The organism is Ferrovibrio terrae (assembly GCF_943372915.1).
Classification (GTDB): Bacteria; Pseudomonadota; Alphaproteobacteria; order Ferrovibrionales; family Ferrovibrionaceae; genus Ferrovibrio; species Ferrovibrio terrae_A.
In genome coordinates this window covers 1-19358 of record NZ_CALSAN010000030.1, presented here as the reverse complement: position 1 = coordinate 19358, position 19358 = coordinate 1, and the positions used below count along the sequence as shown (strand labels likewise).

Here is a 19358-nt window from a genome sequence, read left to right as displayed (position 1 = left end):
AGAAATGCCGGATGGCCACATCTAGGCTGCCTCAAAAGCCCGTTCGAAAGGGCGTGCAGGGGTTTGGCAATGCGTTGCGTGCGGTCGGGACAATCCAGTGAGGCGCCATGGGCGCCCGCAACAGCTGCAGGATGGGTCTGACATGACCGTGCCGTTGCTGCAGGTTCGCGGTCTCAAGCGCAGTTTCTACGGCATTCATGCCGTCAATGATCTTGATCTCGAGGTGGCCGAAGGCACGATCACGGCGTTGATCGGCCCGAATGGTGCGGGCAAGACGACCGCCTTCCAGTGCATCAGCGGTGTCGTGCGTCCCGATGCCGGCAGCGTGATCTTCGCGGGCAAGGAGATTGCCGGCTGTCCGCCGAATGTCATCAGCCGGGCCGGGTTGCTGCGCACGTTCCAGATCGCCCGTGGCATTTCCCGCCTGTCGGTGCTTGAGAACCTGCTGCTCTATGCGCAGGCGCAGCCCGATGAATCGATTCTGTCGGCGCTGCTGCGCCGGGGCCGCCGGGCCGAGGAGGCGGCGCTGGCACGCGCCTGGCAGATCGCCCGAAAACTCAATCTGCTGCGTGTGGCCAACAATCCGGCCGGGGCGCTGTCGGGCGGCCAGAAAAAGCTGCTGGAGATCGGCCGCGCGCTGATGGCCGAGCCGCGGATGATCATGCTGGATGAACCGATGGCGGGCGTGAACCCGACCCTGAGCGGTGAGATTGCCGAGCACATCGTCGGTCTGCGCGAGGAAGGCGTGACCTTCCTGATGATCGAGCATCACATGGAGATGGTTTCGAAATTCTGCGATCCGGTGATTGTCATGGCCGAAGGGCGCCGCCTGACCCAGGGGTCGTTCAAGGAGATCGCCGAGAATGACCAGGTGCAGGATGCCTATATGGGACGCCGGCGATGGGCATGATGCAGGCCAGAGCGGTCGTCTGCGGCTACGGCGCAGCTGACGAAATCCTCAAGGGCGTCGACCTTGTCGTTGCCAAGGGCGAGATGGTCGCCATTGTTGGCCCGAATGGCGCGGGAAAATCCACGCTGCTGAAATCGATTGCCGGCATGCTGCGCCTGAAATCGGGTGCGATCCTGTTCAAGGATGCGGAAATCCAGGATACCACACCGCGCGAGCGGGCGCGCATCGGCATCGCTTTCGTGCCCCAGGAAGCCAACATCTTCCCGACTATGACGGTGCGGGAGAATCTGGAAATCGGCGGCTTTATTGCACCTGCCCTGGTGCCTGAACGCATGCAGTCGATCTTTGCGCGGTTTCCCATGCTGGCCGAGAAAAGCCGGCAGCAGGCCCGTACCCTGTCCGGCGGGCAGCGCCAGATCCTGGCGATGGCGATGGCGCTGATGGTCGATCCCGATCTTCTGCTGCTCGATGAGCCCTCAGCCGGCCTGTCGCCGAAGGCGGCCGATGCGCTGTTTGACGAGATCGCGGCCATTCATGCCGGCGGCACCTCGATCGCCATGGTCGAGCAGAATGCCTACGAGGCCCTGATGATTGCCGATTGCGGCGTTGTCCTGGTGGACGGCCGCGCGGTGCGTAGCGGACCGGCACGGGATCTCGCCGCCGACCGGGACGTTCGCCGCCTTTTTCTCGGAGCTTAACCAGTCTTGCAATAGGGGGAGTACCGCTCATGAAACTGACCCGCCGTGCCGTGTTATCCGCCGGTGTCGCGATGCCGTTTATCGGCCGCGCCGCCTTTGCCCAGAGCAACACCATCGCCATCGGTGCCCTGACGCCGCAAACCGGCGCCGGTGGTTCCTATGGCCCATCGATGGTCAAGACCATCCGGGCGGTGGTCGACGAGGTCAACGCCGCCGGTGGCGTGCTGGGCCGCAAGATCGAGCTGATCTCGGAGAACGACGAGACCAGCCCCGAGGCCGGCGTGCGCGCCGCCCGCAAGCTGATCGATGTCAACAAGGTGAGCGCGATCGTCGGCACCTGGGCCAGCTCGGTGACCACGGCCGTGGCGCCGCTGTGCTGGGAAAACAAGGTCATGCTGTTCACGGTCTCCGGTGCCGACAGCATCACGCAGCTGCCGCATCAGGGCTTCATCATCCGCACGCAGCCGACGAGCAAGCTGCAGAGCACGCGCATCGCCGAGTTCCTGCTCAGCCGCGGCGCCAAGCGCACTTTCGTCCTGTCGGCGCAGACGCCCTTTGCCGTCAGCGGCTTCAACACGGTGAACGAGGTGCTGACCGCGGCCAAGACCGAGGTGCTGGGCCATGTCATCTATGATCCGGCCAAGGCGACCTTCCGCTCCGAACTGGAGCAGGCCATCAAGACCAAGCCGGATACCATCTTCTTCAACAGCTACACGCCCGACCTGACCACCCTGCTGCGGGAGCTTTTCAGGCTGGGCTATGAAGGCCGCAAGCACACCATGGCCTATGCGGCGAATGCCAAGCTGCTGGAGGCATTGCCGGCCGAGGTGACCCAGGGCCTGACCAGCATGGCGCCGTCCCCCGATGTCGACAGCCCGGTCTACAAGAAGGTCTGCGACATCCTGGGGACGAGCGATCCTGACCCCTATTCCTGCCAGACCTATGATCACATCACCATGGCGCTGCTGGCCATTGCTAAGGCCGGCGAGGCGTCTGGCACTGCCATTCATGGCAATGTGCGCAAGGTCAGCCAGGGTGGCGGCACCAAGGTCGGTTCCGCCGTCGAGGGCCTGAAGCTGATCGCGCAGAAGACCGAGGTGAATTACGAAGGCGCCTCCGGTCCCTGCGATTTCGCCGACACCGGCGACATCATCACCTGCAAGTTCCGTTTCGACATTGCCGAAGCGGGCAAGAACCGCCTGCTGGGAATCTCGTAAGCATGGAGGTTGTCCAGATTCTGGTGAATGGATTGATGGCGGGGACGTTGCTGGCGATCCCCGCCATCGGCTTCACCGCCATTTTTGCCGTCCTCAGATTTCCGAATTTCGCCGTCGGCGGCCTGATGGCCATCGGCGCCTATACCGGGCTGGTGGCCAACACCATGGGCGGCCTGCCGCTGCTGGCCACCCTGCCGATCGCCTTTCTGGTGGCGGGCCTGATCGGCGTCGGTTCGGACAAGCTGATGATCAGCGGTCTGCGGCCGTCCGGTCCGCTGGCGGCAGCCATCGGCACGATTGCGCTTGGCCTGCTGCTGGAAAACATCCTGCGTTTCAGCTTCGGCAATGAATTCCGCACCTTCAATATCCCGCCGGTGCGTGACTGGCGCTTCGGCGACCTGCGGGTGCCGCCGCATCAGGTGGAGAATGCGGCCTATGCCATCGCCATCATGGCGGCGCTGTTCTGCTTCCTGATGTTCACGCGGTCGGGCAAGATGATGCGCGCGGTGGCCGACAATGCGGCCCTGGCCGGCCTGAAAGGCATCAATGCCACCCGCACCACCGATCTCGCCACTTTCATGGGCATGGGGCTTGCCGGCGTTGGCGGCGTGCTGATCGGTCTCGATGTTGCCATCGATCCCCTGATCGGCACCCGCACCATGCTGGCGGTGTTTGCCGCTGCCGTGGTCGGCGGACTGGGCAGCATCCCCGGCGCCGTGCTGGGCGCGTTCGTGATCGGCCTGGGTGAGGAACTGGCCTTGCTGGCCGTGGCGCCGACCTATCGCACGGCCGTCGGCTTCCTCGCCATCCTGCTGATTCTGTCTTTCCGCCCGCGCGGTCTGCTCGGGGAGCGCCGCTACTGATGGAAAACTACCTGATTGCCATGACGGTCTTTGCCGGGATCTACGCGATCATGGCGCTTGGCATGAACCTCATCTGGGGTCTGGGCGGCATGGTCAATCTCGGCCTGGCCGGCTTCTACGCTGTCGGTGCCTATACCAGCGCTCTCGTAACAACCAGGCTCGGCCTGCCGATCTATCTGGCGGTTCCGCTCGCCGTACTGGTCAGCGCGCTGGTCGGTGTGGTGGTGGCCGTCATCACGGCGCGCCTGCAGGGCGACTATCTTGCCATCGTCACGTTGGGCCTGGCCGAATTGGTGCGCCTGACCGCCAGCAACGAGATCTGGCTGACCAACGGTACTGATGGTATCAGCGGCGTGCCGGGTCCCTGGCGCGGCGTGTTATCGCCCACGGCCTTCAACAGCCTCTATCTGGCGATCGTGCTGTGCATCGTCGCGATTCTCTACCTGCTGCTCTCCAGGCTGGCGGCCAGCCCGTTCGGCCGGGTGCTGCGCGCCATCCGCGAGGATGAGATGGTCGCCGCCGTCGCCGGAAAAAGCATCCTGTCCTTCAAGATCCGCACTTTTGCTGTGGGCTGTGGTCTGGTCGGTTTCGCCGGCGCGCTGTTTGCCCATTACAGCTCCTATGTGGCGCCGGATGTCTTCCAGTCCATCGTCACCATCCATGTCATCCTGGCGGTTGCGGTCGGCGGGGTCGGCAACATGCGGGGCGCGCTGCTCGGTGCCGTGATCGTCATTGCCCTCGGCGAGGCCACGCGGTTCCTGGCCGGCAGTCTGGATTTCATCGCCCCGAGCCAGGCGGCGGCCGTGCGGGAAAGCCTGATTGCCCTGTTCCTGATCGTGGTGCTCAACGTTCGCAAGCAGGGCCTGCTGCCAGAGAAAATGCCGGTTTATTCGGAGGAGAAACGATGAGTCTGCGTAGCGTAGTGTCCGCTTTCGATGCCAGCGACCAGCCAGCCGCGCTATATGCCGCGATCAGCGATGCGCTGGCCATGGCGCCGGGCTTCAAGCTGTTCACCATCCTGGTCTGCCAGCATGAAAAGCAGGTCACCCAGCGCATCTTCACCAGCAACCCACAGGCCTATCCGGTCGGCGGCACAAAGCCGATGGCCTCCAGCCCATGGTCGGACCGCATCATCGAGCGCGGGGAGACCTATATCGGCCGCACGCGGGAAGACATCAAAACCGCCTTCTTCGATTACGAGCTGATCTGGTCGCTGGGCTGCGAAAGCGTCATCAATGTGCCGATCCGCTGGCGTGGCAAGACGCTGGGCACCTTCAATCTGCTGCATCAGGCGAATTATTACACCGAAGCCCATGAAGACAGCGTCCGCCTCATGGCCCAGCTGTCGCTTCCGGCAGTCAATCTCAGCATCGAAAGGATTTCGTGATGACCTTCCTGTCCCATGCCGTCCGCGACTCCCGTCTTGCCGCCATGCGGCAGCTGATGGAGCGCCTGCGGTTTGACGCGCTGATCTTCACGGCGGCCGACTTTTTCCAGTATGCGACGAATTTCCATGTCGACGTTCAGCCGTGGGAGCGGCCGATCATGGTGGTGGTGCCGCGCGATGGTAAGCCGCGCGCCATCATGAACGAATTGTCGACCCATCATATGATGATGGCGCGCGAGCGCGGCCATGTCTGGCTGGAGGAGATCGAATTCTATGCCGAGCATCCCAAGGTGGCCGAACGCCAGTATCTGCTGCCGCAGCTGCCGGAGATTGCGACCGAGCTGCTGAAGAAGGCCGGGCTGTCGGCCTCCCGCATCGGCGTCGACGGCACGCCGGGTTTCCTGGCTCGTGCTGCCGCCGCCTTGCCCGATATGAAGCTGGTGCCCTGCCTGGGCGACATGCGTTCACTGCGCTGGGTCAAGCATCCGGAAGAAATCGAGGTGATGCGGCAGGCCAGCGCGCTGTCCGACTGGGTCCAGGAACGCTATCGCGAGAATATCCGTCCGGGCCGGCTGGTGCAGGAACTGGATTACCAGATGGCGAGCCTGATGGTGGAGGAGGGCGCCAAGCGCTTTCCTGGCGCCAATCTGGAAGTGATGCGCTGCTGGACATTGAGCGGCCCGGCCTCGGCCTCGCCGCATGGCGATGGCGCCTCTTGCGGCGCCAAGATCAGCAAGGGCGATGTGCTGGTCAATATCGTCATTCCGCGCCTGAATGGCATCGTGATCGAGAATGAACGCACCTGGTTCGCCGGTACGCCCTCGGCCGACCAACGCAAATTCTACGAGGTAGCCCGCGCCGCCAATGAAGCCGCGACCGGTGCGGCCGTCACCGGCAAGGCCGTTTCGAGTATCGATGCGGCCGCCCAGCATGTGATCGAGAAGGCCGGCTGCAGCCAGTATATCCGGCACCGCACGGGCCATGGCATGGGCATCCTTGGTCATGAATATCCCGATGACATGGCCTTCAATCACCGTGCCTTGCTGAAAAACGAGGTCTATTCGGCCGAACCGGGCATCTATGTGTATGGTCTGGGCGGTTTCCGTCTTGACGATACGGTGGTGGTCGGCGAGCAACCCGAAATCCTGACCAAGTCGCCGCGCAATATCGAAAACCAGATCATCAACTGAGGCTATGGTGCCCCTTCGCTCTGGATCTGACGAAATCCCGCTGAGGCTGTCGCGATGATGGTGGCTGCGCGTCGCATTCTGTTCCGCGGCTGGGTGCTGCTTGCCTATCTGGCCATCTTCGCGCCCGTCGTCATGATTGTGACGATCAGCTTCTTCCAGCAGGAAATTGTCAGCTTCCCGCCCGAGGGGCTGACTCTGCGTTGGTACTGGAATGCCTGGCAGCGGCCGGAATTTGCGCGCGGCTTTGTGTCCAGCCTGCAGATTGCGGCACTGGCGACTGTCATCGGGGTGCCGATCGGCACGGCAGCAGCCCTGGCGCTGGTCCGCTCCTCACTGCCCGGCCGCGGCGCATTCAACAGCCTGCTGCTCGGTCCGCTGGCCGTGCCGGGGGTGGTCGCTGGTGCGGCGCTGTATATGTTTTATGTCCGCACGGAGAATTTCCTCGATCAGGATATCATTGCCACCTTGGGCGGCCTGATCGCCGGCCACACGTTGCTGACCATTCCATGGACCGTGCGCCTGGTGGCGGCCAGCCTGCAGGGTCTGGATCGGGCGGCGGAAGAGGCGGCAGCCAATCTGGGCGCGCGGCCTTTCACGGTGTTCCGCCGGGTCACCCTGCCGATGATGCGGCCCGGGATCGTCGCGGCATCGATGTTCTCCTTCATCCAGAGTTTCGAAAACCTCGATCTCACCATGCTGCTGGTCGGGCCTGGGCGCAGCACCCTGCCGGTGGCCATGCTGAGCTATCTCGAATTCCGTATCGATCCGACGCTGGCGGCAGTGGCGACGGTGCAGATCCTGCTGGTCGGCATCCTGATGGCGGTGACCGATCACTTTGTAAAATTGTCACGGGTAATCTGATGGCGCAGTTGAAGCTCAGCAGTCTGGCGAAGCATTTTGGCACTGCGGTTGCCGTCGAGCATGTCGATCTCGAGGTGCAGGACGGCGAGCTGGTCGCTCTGCTCGGCCCATCGGGCTGTGGCAAGACCACGACGCTGCGCATGGTTGCCGGTTTCGTGACGCCGACCGCCGGCCAGATCCTGATCGGTGGCCAGGATGTCACCCATGCGCCGCCCTATGCCCGCGACACCGGTATGGTGTTCCAGTCCTACGCCCTGTTCCCGCATATGTCGGTTGCGCAGAATGTTTCCTTTGGCCTGGAGATGCGCCGGCTCGGCAGGGCGGAGCGCGAAGCCCGGGTGGGCGAGGCGCTGAAGCTGGTCAAGCTTGATCATCTGGCCGAGCGCCTGCCGCGCGAGCTGTCGGGCGGCCAGCAGCAGCGCGTTGCACTCGCCCGGGCGCTGGCGGTCAATCCATCGGTTTTCCTGCTCGATGAACCCCTGTCGAACCTGGATGCCAAGCTGCGCTCGGAAGTGCGATTGCAGATTCGTGCCCTGCAGCAGCGGCTCGGCCTCACCACACTGATCGTGACCCACGACCAGGAGGAAGCCCTGACCATGGCCGACCGGCTGGTGGTGATGGATCGCGGCAAGGTGCTGCAGGTCGGCACCGCCGAAGAACTCTACGAACGGCCAGCCAATGCCTTTGTCGCGGGATTTGTCGGACGCTGCAATCTGATCTCCGGCTTCATCGATCCAGACCGGATGTTCCGCTGCGACTGGGGCGGGGCATTCAAGACGCCGGACTCCAGCACGCCGGGCAAGGCGATCTTCGCCCTGCGCCCGGAACGCGTAGCCCTGCAGCCCGGTGCGGGGCAGGGCATCGCAGGCCGGATCACGGCCATCACCTATCTGGGGTCCGTGTCGGAATACCATGTCGATGTGGCCGGCAACGGTTTCCTCGTTTCCATGCCGCCGCCTCCGAATGACAGCCCGTTGCGCCGCCTCAGGGTCGATGATCCGGTGAGTCTGAGCTGGGATGTCGCCGCCGTGCGGATTTTGCCTTTTGAGCCGAGTTCCAACCAGGGAGATGAGCCATGACGATTACCCGTCGTACCATGCTGACAACCAGTGCCGCCGCGATGGCTGCATATACGGCCGGCCTACCCGGCGTTCATGCCCAGTCCAACCAGGTGGTGGTCGGAACCTGGGGCGGTGATTACGGGCAGTTGCTGGGCGATCTGATCGACAAGCCGATCATGAAAGCCAAGGATGGTGTCGAGGTTCTGCAGGATGTCGCCAATGCCGATCCGCGCAAGACCAAGCTGATTGCTGAAAAGCAGAGCCGGCGCGGCACCATGGATATCGCCTGCCTGTCGGACAGCGACATGTATCTGACTGCCCAGCAGGAGCTTTACGAGCCGGTCAGCGCCGACCGGGTCAGCCGCCTGAATGCGGTTTTCCCGAACCTGCAGAAAGCCTATGCGATTCCGCATATCTATTCGGCGCAGGTTATCCTGTACAACCCGAACAAGGTGAACCCGGCACCCAAATCCTTTGCCGACCTGTGGGACCCGAAATGGAAGGGCCGCGTCGGCTTCTCCGACATTCTGTATACCAATAACACCGTTGCGGCCGCACTGGCCGGCGGCGGCGGCCTGAGCAACTACGAGCCGTCCAAGAAGAAGCTGATGGAGCTGCGCTCGCTCGACGTCAAGCTCTATCCCTCCAATGAGGCGCTGGCGGCGGCGCTGAAATCCGAAGAGGTCTGGCTTACCACCATGTGGCTGGCACGCGGCTTCATGTGGAAGAAGGCCGGTATTCCGCTGGAGCATGTGGTGCCCTCGGAAGGCGCGCCGGCGATTGTCTTCGAGGCCTCGATCCCGAAGAACTCGCGGAACAAGGACAATGCCTTCAAATACCTGAACGCGATGCTTGAGCCGCAGGCGCAGATCGCCTTCGCCGACAAGATGGGCTATGTGCCCACCGTGAAGGATGCGTCACTGCCGCCCGACCTGGCCAAGCAGATCAACCTGAACGACGCCGAGCGCGCCCGGCTGCTGCAGCCTGATTACGATTACGCGGTGAAGAACAACGCTGCGATTCTCGATTTCTGGAACAAGCAGTTCAAGGCCTGACCATGGCGGTGCTCATCGTTCCGGCCAGTCTTCTTGTGCTCGGGTTGCTGGTTGCGCCTATGCTGCTGATGCTGCGCATATCGCTCAACCAGTTCAGCCCGACGCAGATGATGATCGAGGCGATGAGCACCGAAAATTATCTCCGGGCCGCCACCGACCCGTATTACCAGCAGGTGCTGGGCACGACGCTTGGCATTGCACTGCTGTGTACGCTGCTGACGCTGATGCTGGGCTTTCCGGCTGCCTACTGGCTGGCCCGGCTGGAAAGCCGCTGGAAGAGCCTGGTCACCATCCTGACGCTATTTCCGCTGCTGGTGGGGAACGTGGTGCGTTCGGCCGGCTGGATGGCGCTGCTGGGCAATGACGGCCTGATCAATGCCACCCTGCTATGGCTCGGCGTTATCAGTACGCCGCTGAAACTGATGTATACGCCGCAGGCCGTTGTCGTCGGCATCATCGCGGTGGTGCTGCCCTATATGATTCTGACCCTGGCATCGGTGATCGAAAGCATTCCGCGGAATGTGGAGGAAGCCGCCGCCAATCTGGGCGCGCGGCCCGGTGCGGTGTTTCGCCGTGTCGTCTTGCCGCTGGCGCTGCCCGGCGTGGCGGCCGGGTCGATCCTGGTCTTTGTGCTCTGCATGAATACCTATGCCACCGCCATCCTGCTTGGCGGGCCACAGTTCAAGATGATGGCTCCTGCGGTCTACGATCAGTTCATTCGGGCGAATAACTGGCCGTTTGGCGCCGCGCTGGCCTTTATCCTCCTGGCCATCACCATGCTCTTCACGGTTATCGGCAGCATCGGTATTGCCCGCCGCTACAAGCGTTAAACTTTCAGTCTGATTGAACGAAGGAACCCGACATGACCTCCATCCTGTTCTCCGATGCATCGCTGTTCGACGGTGAGACGCCGCAGCTGAAGCCCGGCATGCATGTCCTGATCGAAGGTGACCGGATCAAGGAGGTGTCAGACAAGCCGATCGCCAAACCGGCCGGCGCCCAGGAAATCAAGCTGAACGGCAAGGCGCTGTTGCCGGGTCTGATCGACGCCCATTTCCATGCCGTCCTGGTCGAGGCAAATCTGGCCAAGCTGGGCGGCATGCCGAAGTCCCTGCTGGGGCAGCATGCCCGTGCCATGCTGGAGGCGGCCATGCAGCGCGGTTTCACCACCGTGCGTGATGCAGGCGGTGCCGATTACGGCCTGGCCATGGCCACCGAAGTCGGCCTGATCGCCGGGCCGCGGCTTTTCTATGCCGGCCGTGTGCTCAGCCCCACCGGTGGTCATGGCGATAGCCGCGGTCTTGAGGAGGCGTCCTGCGCCTGCTGCAGCAATGCGGGGGCGTTCAGCCATATCGCCGACGGTGTCGACGAGGTGCGCAAGGCGGCGCGCGAGGAACTGCGCCGCGGCGCCACCCAGATCAAGATCATGGCTTCGGGTGGTGTGGCGTCGCCATCAGACCCGATTTATGTATTGCAGTATTCCGAAGAGGAAATCCGCACGGCAGTGTGGGAGGCGCAGTCCTGGCGCCGCTATGTGATGGCCCATGCCTACACGCCGGAAGCCATCCGCCGCGCCTCGGCCTTTGGCGTGCGGACCATCGAGCATGCCAACCTGATCGATGAACCAACCGCACAGTTCTGCGCCGAACAGGGCACCTACGTAGTGCCGACGCTGGTGACCTATGACGCGCTGGATAAATACGGCCGTGCCCAGGGTTTGCCGGAGGTATCGATCCAGAAGCTCAAGGTGGTGCGGGAGGCCGGCCTGAAATCGCTGGAGATCCTCAAGCGCGCAAAGACCAAGGTCGGCTTTGGCACCGACCTGATCGGTGGCATGCATCCGCATCAGAGCGGGGAGTTCGTCATCCGCGCCAACGTGCTGTCACCGTTTGAAATCTTGCGCAGTGCCACCGTGGTCAATGCCGAAATCCTGCAGATGGAAGGCGAGCTTGGCTGCATCAAGTCCGGTGCGCTGGCCGACGTGATCGTCGTTGATGGTGATCCGCTGAAGGATATTGCACTGCTGGATGGTCAGGGCGAGCGTATCCCGATCATCATGAAGGGCGGCAAGTTCTACAAGAGCGTCAATTAGGGGCGATTTGTTGAGAACGTCAGGCGCCCTTTTGTTCAGCGAGCAGCCGGAACGCGGCTGCAGCCGGTGAAAGCTCATAGCCTTTCTTGCTGAAGAACTGGAAGCTGCGCAGCACCACCGGGTTGGCGATGTCGATAAAGGCTGCGCCGAAGAGGCGGCCAAAGGGCGCGGCATAAGCCGGCGCGGCGGTCACGCCCATGCCCTGGCCGACCAGGGCAAGTGCGGTTGGCAGATAGCGCACCTGGGTGGTGCGCCGCAGTTGCACGGATAGCCCGGACCAGACCGTGCGCTCGAGATGTCCGCTGAAGGCATCCGAATACAGGATCCATTCAGCATCGGCCACATCGTTCCAATCCAGCCGTTTGCGCTTCGCAAGCGGACTTCCTGCGGCGCAGACGCATTGCATCTTCTCTTGCCATAACAGATCTGCCTGAACGTCCTCCGGTGTCGGGCGTTCCGGCCCGATGCCAATCTCGGCTTCACCCTGCCGCACTGTTTCGATGACGCGGTCGGCAGTCGTATCGATCATCTTCAGGGCTACGTCGGGATGCAGGGCGCGGTAACGCGACATCACTGGTGGCAGCCAGGAGCAGGCCAGCATCTGCGGCACCGCCAGCCTGAGTGTGCCGCGCCGCAGGGCGCGCAATTCGGCGGCACCTTCGATCACTTCGCGCAACTCGCCCAGGATTCGTTCGGCCGTGGGCAAGAGCTGCCGTCCCGTTTCGGTCAACTGCACCTTGCGCTTGACCCGATCAAACAGGGCAAGGCCGATATCGGTTTCCAACTGCCGCACCAGCATGCTGACGGCCGACTGGGTCAGGTTCATGCGGCGGGCGGCGAGGGTGAAACTGCCCGTCTGGGCCACATCGCAAAAGGCGCGGAGCTGCCTCAGGGTGATGTTCATCAGTTTTCCTTATGGAAATAGCAGTATAATTCATTTGTATGATGATTGAGTCGCGCTGACAATCCTATCGGCTGGTGTCGTGTCCGAACGACACCATTCGGGGGATTGGCATGCATATTGCGGTGATTGGGACCGGTATTGTCGGGGCGTGTTCGGCAGCGTGGCTGCAGCGCGATGGCCATCAGGTGACGTTTATCGATCCCCGCGACGCGGGCGAAGCCTGCTCGTTCGGCAATGCCGGTTCGCTGTCGCCCAGCGCCTGCCTGCCGGTCGGCATGCCCGGCATGTGGAAAAAGGTGCCGAAATGGCTCCTCGATCCCGAGGGGCCGCTGACCATACGTCCGGCCCATTTGCCTGTGCTGCTGCCCTGGCTGATCCGTTTCCTGCGCGCCTCCAGCCGCGACGAGGTTTCGCGCATCGCCACGGCCATGCGCGGTCTGCTGAAGCCGGTCTTTGAGGCCTATGAGCCATTGCTGCAGCGCGCCGGCGCCACCAGCCTCGTGCGCCACACCGGCTGTCTTTATGTCTACTCCTCGCGCGAGGCGGCCAATCAGTGGAAATGGGGCATGGATCTGCGCCGGCGCCTCGGCGTCGAATTGCGTGATATCGGCAGTGACGAACTGGCCGAGATGGAGCCCGACCTCAAAGGCCGCTTCCGCTTCGGTCACTATGCACCCGACAACGGATCGGCGGCGGATCCGTCTGCGCTGGTAAAGGCGATCTACGGCCAGGCGATCCGTGATGGCGCCACGCATGTGAAGCAGGCGGTGACCGGCCTGGAAATGACCCATGGTGTGGTGAAGGCGCTGCGGCTCGACAATGGCGCGTCATTCGATGTTGATGGTGTGGTGATCGCAGCCGGTGCCTGGTCGGCCGGGCTGGCGCGTCGCGTGGGCGCGCGCGTGCCGCTGGAAACCCAACGGGGGTATCATGTCACGGTTGCCAGTTCGAACCTGCAGCTGAGCCGCACCGTGATGGCCACCGAATACAATATGATGGTCAATCCGATGGCGATGGGTCTGCGCCTGGCCGGCACGGTTGAACTGGCCGGCCTGAAAGCGCCACCGCGCTATGCGCGTGCCGAAGCGCTGCTGAAGAAGGGCAAGGAGCTGTTTCCGCATCTCGACACCAGCAAGACCAGCCTGTGGATGGGCCATCGGCCCTGCCTGCCGGACAGCATGCCGGTGATCGGCCGCGCGCCACGGGCGGAGAATGTCTGGCTCGGCTTCGGCCATGGCCATGTCGGCATGTGTGGCGGTGCTACCACGGGCCGTGAGATCGCCAATCTTGTTGCCGGCCGGGCGCCGGAAATCGAACTGTCACCCTTCCGTCCGGATCGCTTCTGATGGGAGGGCGGGTGTGAGCGCAACCGTGTCCTGGTCGATCGGCATCGATGTTGGTGGCACCTATGTGGATGTCGTTGCCGTCGATGGCGCTGGCCGGTACCTGCGGCGCAAGATCCCGCGGATCGATGCCGATCCGGCACTCTCGGTGCTCGCGGCGCTGGATGATGCCTTGCAGGCGATGGCGATTGAACCCGCCACGGTTGGCCGCGTGGTGCATGGCTCGACCCTGGTCACCAATATGCTGCTGGAGCGCAAGGCGCCGCCGGTTGCCGTGGTCACCAATCGCGGCTTTGCCGATCTTCTGCTGGTCGGCCGGCAGAACCGCAGCGATCTCTATACGCTGACGCCAACCCCGCAAACGCCACAGGCGCTGTTTCCCGATGCCCTGCGGTTCGAGATAGCCGGCCGCTGTGCTGCGAATGGCGTGGAAATCGAACCGCTCGATCCGGCCGCGCTCGCTGCTCTGGCCCAGACAATTGCCACCAGCGGCGTCTCGGCCGTGGCGGTCTGCCTGCTGCATGCGGTGCGCAATCCCGCCCATGAGATCGCGGTCGGCCAAGCGCTGACGGCGGCGAAACCCGATCTGGCAATTTCCCTTTCGCATGTTGTCGATGTGGCATCCGGCGAGTTCGAGCGTTTCCTGGCAACAGCGCTGGATGCCTATGTGAAGCCGTCCAGCCGGCAGTATCTCGCTGCCCTCGGCTCCGGCCTGCTGGCGCGCGGCCTGCCGCAGCCACTGATCGTGACCTCCGATGCCGGATTGCGAAAACCGGCGATGGTTGCCGAGCGTCCGCTTTGCCTGGCGCTGGCTGGGCCAGCGGCGGCGATGAGCGGGTTTCACCTGCAGCGCACCGCAAGCGATGACCAGCCTGCACCCTGCATTTCGGTGGAGACGGGCGGCACCACCACCGATATCGGCTTGATCGAGCACGGTGACATTGTCTGCGGCCGCAAGATCGAAATCGGTGGCCTGTCGGTCAGCCTGCGGGCGACGGATATCCTGTCGGTGCCGGTTGGCGGCGGCAGCATTGTGCAGGTCAATCAGGCGGGTGCATTGCGCCTCGGCCCGCAGTCGATGGGCAGCCAGCCTGGCCCTGCTGCCTATGGACGCGGCGGTACGTTGCCCACCTTGACCGATGCGCTGCTTGTGCTGAACCGCCTGCCGACCATGCTTGCTGGCGGCCTTGCGCTGGATGTTGCCGTGGCTCGGCAAGCCATGCATGGCATTGCTGGAGCATTGGGCTGCGATATCGAAGCGGCGGCGGCAGCTGTGGTTGCGGCTGCTGCAGCAACGATTGCCGAAGGCGTAAAGGCACATGCTTATCGCCATGGTATTGATCCGACCGGCGCCCGGCTGATTGCCGGCGGCGGTGGCGGCGGCCAGCATGCCGCCGAAGTCGCTGAGCTCCTCGGCAGCGATTGCGTGCTGATCCCGGCCGATGCCGGGGTGGTATCGGCGCTGGGCTGCCTGGCCGCACCCGAGACCGCAGCCGTGGAGTGCGCCCTCGACCTGGGGCTGGACACTGCGAAGTGGCCCGCCGTGATGGCGGCGGTGCAGGCTATCACGGCACAGGCCACCCCGCAGGCTGGTATCACTTGGTCGCTGGAAGCCGTCTATCAGGGACAGTCGTCTCCACTCGAATTCTCCTTCCATCCCGAGCGCGACGACGTGACTGCACTGGCGCAACGGTTTGACCAGGCCCATGAACGGGTGCGCGGCCATGCTTTTGCGCGCACGGTGCATCTGCTGCGCCTGCGCGGGCAGTGGACGACACGGTCCGCCGCGTTGCAGGCCACCATGCCGGCATCGGCAACGGCCGCTGTGCCGGACCGCAGCGGGCCAGCCAGCCTTTTCACCGAGACGACCAGCCTGTGGGTTCCTGCCGGCTGGCAGTGCCGTCAGGCCGCCGATGGCAGCTTGCAGATGTTGCGCACTGGCCAGATACAGGCGCCGCTGCATGCACTGAAGGGGGCGGCATGACCAATCGTCTGCCTGCCACGCTTGTGCCACGGCTCGAGCCGGTTCGCCTGACGCTGCAGGCTATTGCCGACCGGATGCAGGACAGCCTGATCGGCGGTGCCTATTCCGCCATCGCACGCGAAGCCGGCGATGGTGCGGCAGCCCTGTTCCTGCCCGATGGCCGCCTGCTGGTACAGGCACGTTCGCTGCCATTGCTGCTGGGGTCGCTGATTCCTGCAGTCGGGGCGGTGCTGAAGCAGTTTCCCGCCGCCGGTATGCATGATGGTGATGGCTACCTGCTCAACGATCCCTTCACGGGCGGCACGCACCTGCCGGATTTGACACTGGTGCGACCGATTTTCCTGCAGCAGACGCTTATCGGGTTTGCTGCAACCAGCCTGCATCACCAGGATGTCGGCGGTATCACGCCGGGGTCGATTCCCCCGCATGCCACCTCTATTTTCCAGGAAGGCCTGCGCCTGCCGCCGGTGCAGTCGCATCGTGACGGTCAGCTTGATCCGTTACTGAAGGCGTTGCTGTCAGCCAATAGTCGCACGCCGAATCTCTTGCTGGGCGACCTGTCCTCGCAATGGTCGGCGGCGTCGGTGGGCGGCCGCGAACTTCTGCAACTGGCGATCCGTGAAGGCGAGCATTTCCCGATACTGTGCGACACGTTGATCGACCAGACCGAGACGCTCACCCGGCAGGCGCTGCTCTCCTATCCAGATGGCATTGCCAGCTGGGAGGATGCGCTGGACAATGACGGTGTTGGCGACGAACCGGTGGTCATCCGCGTTACCCTGGAAAAACGCGCTGACCAGCTGCGCATCGATTTCACCGGCTCGGCAATGCAGACGCGCGGCCCGGTCAATGCCGCGCCGGCCGCGGTGCTGTCGGCGGCATTGTATTTCATGCGCAGCCTGGCGCCCGATGCGCCGAACAATGCCGGCTGCCTGTTGCCGCTCGATCTGCATCTGCCGGAGGGCAGCGTGGTCAACCCGTGCTGGCCGGCGGCGGTGAATGCACGCACCGGCACGGTGAAGCTGGCCTGCAATGCCATCATCGGGGCCTGGAGCGGGATTGCACCGCATACAGCCACTGCCGCCAATGCTGGCGTTGCTGTGGTGATTGCCTTTGCCGGAAAAGGGGCTGATGGCCGCGACTTTGCGTTGACCGAGGTGGTGGCCAGCGGTGCTGGCGCTCATGCTGGCGGCGATGGCACATCGGGTATTTCCACCGATGTGAGCAATGCCCGCAACACGCCAGTCGAGATTGTTGAGGCACGCACGCCGATCCGCATCGAGCATTACGGCTTTGCCGCGGCGACCGGTGGCAGCGGTCGGCATCGCGGTGGCGATGGTCTGCGCCGGGTTTATCGCCTCACAGGCGGCAGTGGCACAGTGTCCTATCGCGGCGAGCGGCATCGTCATGCGGCCCGTGGTGCCGCCGGCGGTGCGGCTGGCGCGCTGTCGCGTGCCTGGATCGAGCGTGCTGATGGCCGTATCGAGTGGCTGGACGCCAAAGCGCAATTCGAATGGCAAGCCGGAGACCGGCTGCATGTGGAGACCGCCGGTGCGGGAGGGTGGGGAGAGTCCGAGTAACAACTGCGACTGCTCAAGGATAGGAGACTGAGATGACCGGGGTATTTTATCGCAATGTACTGAAGGGGGCGGCCGGCCTGATGGTCGCCACGGGTTTGGTGCTGACGTCTGCAGCGACGGTTCTGGCGCAGGCCTACCCATCCAAACCTGTAACCCTGATCGTGCCATTCGCGGCCGGGGGCTCGACCGATCTGCTGGCACGCCAGATCGGTGCCAAGATTTCCGGTCCACTGGGCCAGCCGGTGATCGTCGAGAACCGCGGCGGTGCCGGTGGTGCGCTGGGCGCCAATCTGGTCGCCAAGGCCGCGCCGGATGGCTACACGCTGCTGATGGGGGTCTCCGGCTCCAACGCGATCAGCGCCGCTTTGCGGACTGATCTGCCCTATGATCCAGTAAAGGACTTCGCTTCGGTTAGCCTGGTGGTCAGCTCGCCGCTGGTGCTGGTGGTCAATGCCAACAGCAGCTTCAAGTCGGTGCAGGATGTGATCGCCCATGCCAAGGCGAAGCCCAGCACCTTCACCCACGGCTCGCCCGGCATCGGCACCTCGATGCATATGGCCGGCGAGCTGTTCGGTCTGGAAGCCAAGGTCAAGCTCGAGCATGTGCCTTACAAGGGCAGTGCTGCCGCGCTGCAGGACCTTCTTGGTGGCCAGATCGACAGCATGTTCGGTGATCTCCTTGTCGTACTGGAGCATGTAAAGTCGGGTCGCCTGCGTGCCCTGGGCGTCACTTCGCTGGCTCGGCATCCGATGCTGCCGGATGTGCCAACGGTGGCCGAGGCCGGCTTGCCGAAATACGAGGCGACCTCCTGGCAGGGCGTGTTCGCACCGGCCGGCATTCCGGCACCGATCCTGGCGCGGCTGTATCAGGAGTTATCCAAGGCGCTGGCGGCGGATGACCTGAAGACCTTCTTCACCGAGCGGGGTTTCATGGTTGAGGCCCGCAAGCCCGACGAATCGCAGGCCTATGTGGCGGCCGAGGTGACCAAGTGGAAGGCCGTGGTGCAGGCGGCCGGGATCAAGCCGGAATGATCGAGTATATCGGCGGGCCTGTCCTTCGCGGAGGGCAGGCCCAACCCCTCACTTCGGTTGTCCGCGTCGATGCGCCGCTGGTCTTCGTCGCCGGTCAGGTGCCGATGCTCAACGGCCAGCCGGCCGCTCCGGATATCGCCGGACAGACGCGCTATGTCATCGGCATGGTCGAAGCGGAGTTGAAAAAAGCCGGCTGCAGCCTTGCCGACATCGTGAAGGTCACCGTCTGGCTGACCGACAAAGACGATTACCCGGCCTTCAATGCGACCTACGCGGAGATCTTTGGTACCGAGAAGGCCCCGGCACGGTCGACTGTGATATCCGGTCTGATCGCACCGGTGCGGATCGAGATGGAGGTTGTTGCGGCAGCGCCAACAGGCTCTTGAACGACCTGCCTTACTGTCCCCGATTGCTCCATGACGCTTTGCGCCGCGGGGATATCGCGATCTTGCTGCCTGGAGCGGGCTTTTGAGGATTGCCGGCGACGATTTGGACGCCGGCGAAGTGCATTATTCCTCTGCCGGGAAGATCACGACAAAGCGCGCGCCGATGGCATTCGGCTTTGAAACCACATTCAGGCTGCCTTTCAGTTGCTTTACGAGCGCGAGTATGACGGTCATGCCGAAACCATGCTCCGGCTGTGGCGACTGAATACCCGGCAGGCCCGCGCCTTCATCTCCCACGGTGAGGGCATATCCATTTCCGGTGACGGCGAAATCGACCGATATGCTGCCCTGTCCATACTTGATGGCATTGGTGACCAGTTCATTGACGATCAGCCCCAGGGCTACGATCCGAACTGTGGGCAAGGTGACGTCATCCACTGAAACAAGGATGGGTCCGCGACCGACCGCCTCCGGGATTGGTGACAGGTCGCTGCAGACCCGCTGCAGGTAATTCTGGCACTTGGTCTGCCGGATGTCCTCGGTGAGATAGATGTGCTGATGCACCCTGGCGATGGCGCTGACGCGCCCCGCTGCCTGTTGCAGCTGGTCCTTTGCATCGCCATCGGGCTGCGACCGGCTGTGCATGCTGAGCAGTCCAGATACCAGCTGCAGGCTGTTCATGACCCGATGATCGACTTCCTGGGCCAGCAGAGTGGCCTGCAAGAGCGCCTGATTCTTCTCGACAATCACCCTGGATAATCGCGCCACCAGGCGTCGTGCGGAGAGGCCAAGCTCC

19 protein-coding genes are annotated in these 19358 nt (G+C 63.4%); 17 read left to right on the top strand and 2 right to left on the bottom strand.

The window, feature by feature from the left end:
- Positions 1-142: 142 nt before the first annotated feature.
- The 12 genes from AAG821_RS17660 to AAG821_RS17605 are packed head-to-tail and all read left to right on the top strand — an operon-like array spanning position 143 to position 11334.
- Positions 143-910: an ABC transporter ATP-binding protein gene (locus AAG821_RS17660; RefSeq protein ID WP_341915041.1), complete on the top strand. Its 768-nt coding sequence runs from the start codon at positions 143-145 to the stop codon at positions 908-910.
- Positions 907-1608, top strand: a complete 702-nt coding sequence (locus AAG821_RS17655) for an ABC transporter ATP-binding protein (RefSeq protein WP_341895086.1) — start codon at positions 907-909, stop codon at positions 1606-1608. The genes AAG821_RS17660 and AAG821_RS17655 overlap by 4 nt, the downstream gene beginning before the upstream one ends.
- Positions 1609-1637: 29 nt before the next feature.
- Entirely contained in the window at positions 1638-2825 is a 1188-nt protein-coding gene (locus AAG821_RS17650; protein WP_341915039.1) for an ABC transporter substrate-binding protein, read from the top strand.
- A 2-nt stretch (positions 2826-2827) separates the two neighbouring features.
- Positions 2828-3688: a branched-chain amino acid ABC transporter permease gene (locus AAG821_RS17645; protein ID WP_341915037.1), complete on the top strand. Its 861-nt coding sequence runs from the start codon at positions 2828-2830 to the stop codon at positions 3686-3688.
- Entirely contained in the window at positions 3688-4596 is a 909-nt protein-coding gene (locus tag AAG821_RS17640) for a branched-chain amino acid ABC transporter permease (protein ID WP_341915035.1), read from the top strand. The genes AAG821_RS17645 and AAG821_RS17640 overlap by 1 nt, the downstream gene beginning before the upstream one ends.
- On the top strand, positions 4593-5075 hold the full coding sequence (locus AAG821_RS17635) for a GAF domain-containing protein (RefSeq protein WP_341915033.1): 483 nt from the start codon (positions 4593-4595) through the stop codon (positions 5073-5075). The genes AAG821_RS17640 and AAG821_RS17635 overlap by 4 nt, the downstream gene beginning before the upstream one ends.
- Positions 5075-6265, top strand: a complete 1191-nt coding sequence (locus AAG821_RS17630; RefSeq protein WP_341915031.1) for a Xaa-Pro peptidase family protein — start codon at positions 5075-5077, stop codon at positions 6263-6265. The genes AAG821_RS17635 and AAG821_RS17630 overlap by 1 nt, the downstream gene beginning before the upstream one ends.
- 54 nt (positions 6266-6319) lie before the next feature.
- Entirely contained in the window at positions 6320-7126 is an 807-nt protein-coding gene (locus AAG821_RS17625) for an ABC transporter permease (RefSeq protein ID WP_341915029.1), read from the top strand.
- Complete coding sequence (locus AAG821_RS17620) at positions 7126-8205, top strand: ABC transporter ATP-binding protein (RefSeq protein WP_341915027.1); 1080 nt, start codon at positions 7126-7128, stop codon at positions 8203-8205. Before AAG821_RS17625 ends, AAG821_RS17620 begins: the two co-directional genes overlap by 1 nt.
- Positions 8202-9242, top strand: a complete 1041-nt coding sequence (locus AAG821_RS17615) for an extracellular solute-binding protein (RefSeq protein WP_341898406.1) — start codon at positions 8202-8204, stop codon at positions 9240-9242. The genes AAG821_RS17620 and AAG821_RS17615 overlap by 4 nt, the downstream gene beginning before the upstream one ends.
- A gap of 2 nt (positions 9243-9244) precedes the next feature.
- Positions 9245-10072, top strand: coding sequence for an ABC transporter permease (locus AAG821_RS17610; RefSeq protein WP_341898405.1), 828 nt, complete (start codon positions 9245-9247; stop codon positions 10070-10072).
- Positions 10073-10104: 32 nt separating this feature from the next.
- The gene (locus AAG821_RS17605; protein WP_341915025.1) at positions 10105-11334 is read left to right on the top strand and encodes an amidohydrolase family protein; all 1230 of its coding nucleotides are present in this window, start codon (positions 10105-10107) and stop codon (positions 11332-11334) included.
- A 19-nt stretch (positions 11335-11353) separates the two neighbouring features.
- Here AAG821_RS17605 and AAG821_RS17600 read toward each other — a convergent pair whose 3' ends face one another.
- Entirely contained in the window at positions 11354-12238 is an 885-nt protein-coding gene (locus AAG821_RS17600) for a LysR family transcriptional regulator (RefSeq protein ID WP_341915023.1), read from the bottom strand.
- Between the two features lie 110 nt (positions 12239-12348).
- Here AAG821_RS17600 and AAG821_RS17595 point away from each other — a divergent pair, with 110 nt between their 5' ends.
- From AAG821_RS17595 to AAG821_RS17575, 5 genes are read left to right on the top strand one after another with little or no spacing between them, the layout of a single operon-like run.
- Positions 12349-13584: an FAD-dependent oxidoreductase gene (locus tag AAG821_RS17595; protein ID WP_341915022.1), complete on the top strand. Its 1236-nt coding sequence runs from the start codon at positions 12349-12351 to the stop codon at positions 13582-13584.
- Positions 13585-13597: 13 nt separating this feature from the next.
- Entirely contained in the window at positions 13598-15565 is a 1968-nt protein-coding gene (locus AAG821_RS17590) for a hydantoinase/oxoprolinase family protein (protein ID WP_341915020.1), read from the top strand.
- Positions 15562-17145 carry a hydantoinase B/oxoprolinase family protein gene (locus AAG821_RS17585; protein ID WP_341915018.1) on the top strand — a complete coding sequence of 528 codons (1584 nt, stop codon included), beginning with the start codon at positions 15562-15564 and terminating at the stop codon, positions 17143-17145. The genes AAG821_RS17590 and AAG821_RS17585 overlap by 4 nt, the downstream gene beginning before the upstream one ends.
- Positions 17146-17177: 32 nt before the next feature.
- Positions 17178-18176: a tripartite tricarboxylate transporter substrate binding protein gene (locus AAG821_RS17580; RefSeq protein ID WP_341915016.1), complete on the top strand. Its 999-nt coding sequence runs from the start codon at positions 17178-17180 to the stop codon at positions 18174-18176.
- The gene (locus AAG821_RS17575; RefSeq protein ID WP_341915015.1) at positions 18173-18562 is read left to right on the top strand and encodes a RidA family protein; all 390 of its coding nucleotides are present in this window, start codon (positions 18173-18175) and stop codon (positions 18560-18562) included. The genes AAG821_RS17580 and AAG821_RS17575 overlap by 4 nt, the downstream gene beginning before the upstream one ends.
- Positions 18563-18685: 123 nt before the next feature.
- Here the strand turns inward: AAG821_RS17575 and AAG821_RS17570 are convergent.
- The coding region (locus AAG821_RS17570; RefSeq protein WP_341916365.1) for a sensor histidine kinase at positions 18686-19358 on the bottom strand (673 nt) is incomplete at its 5' end.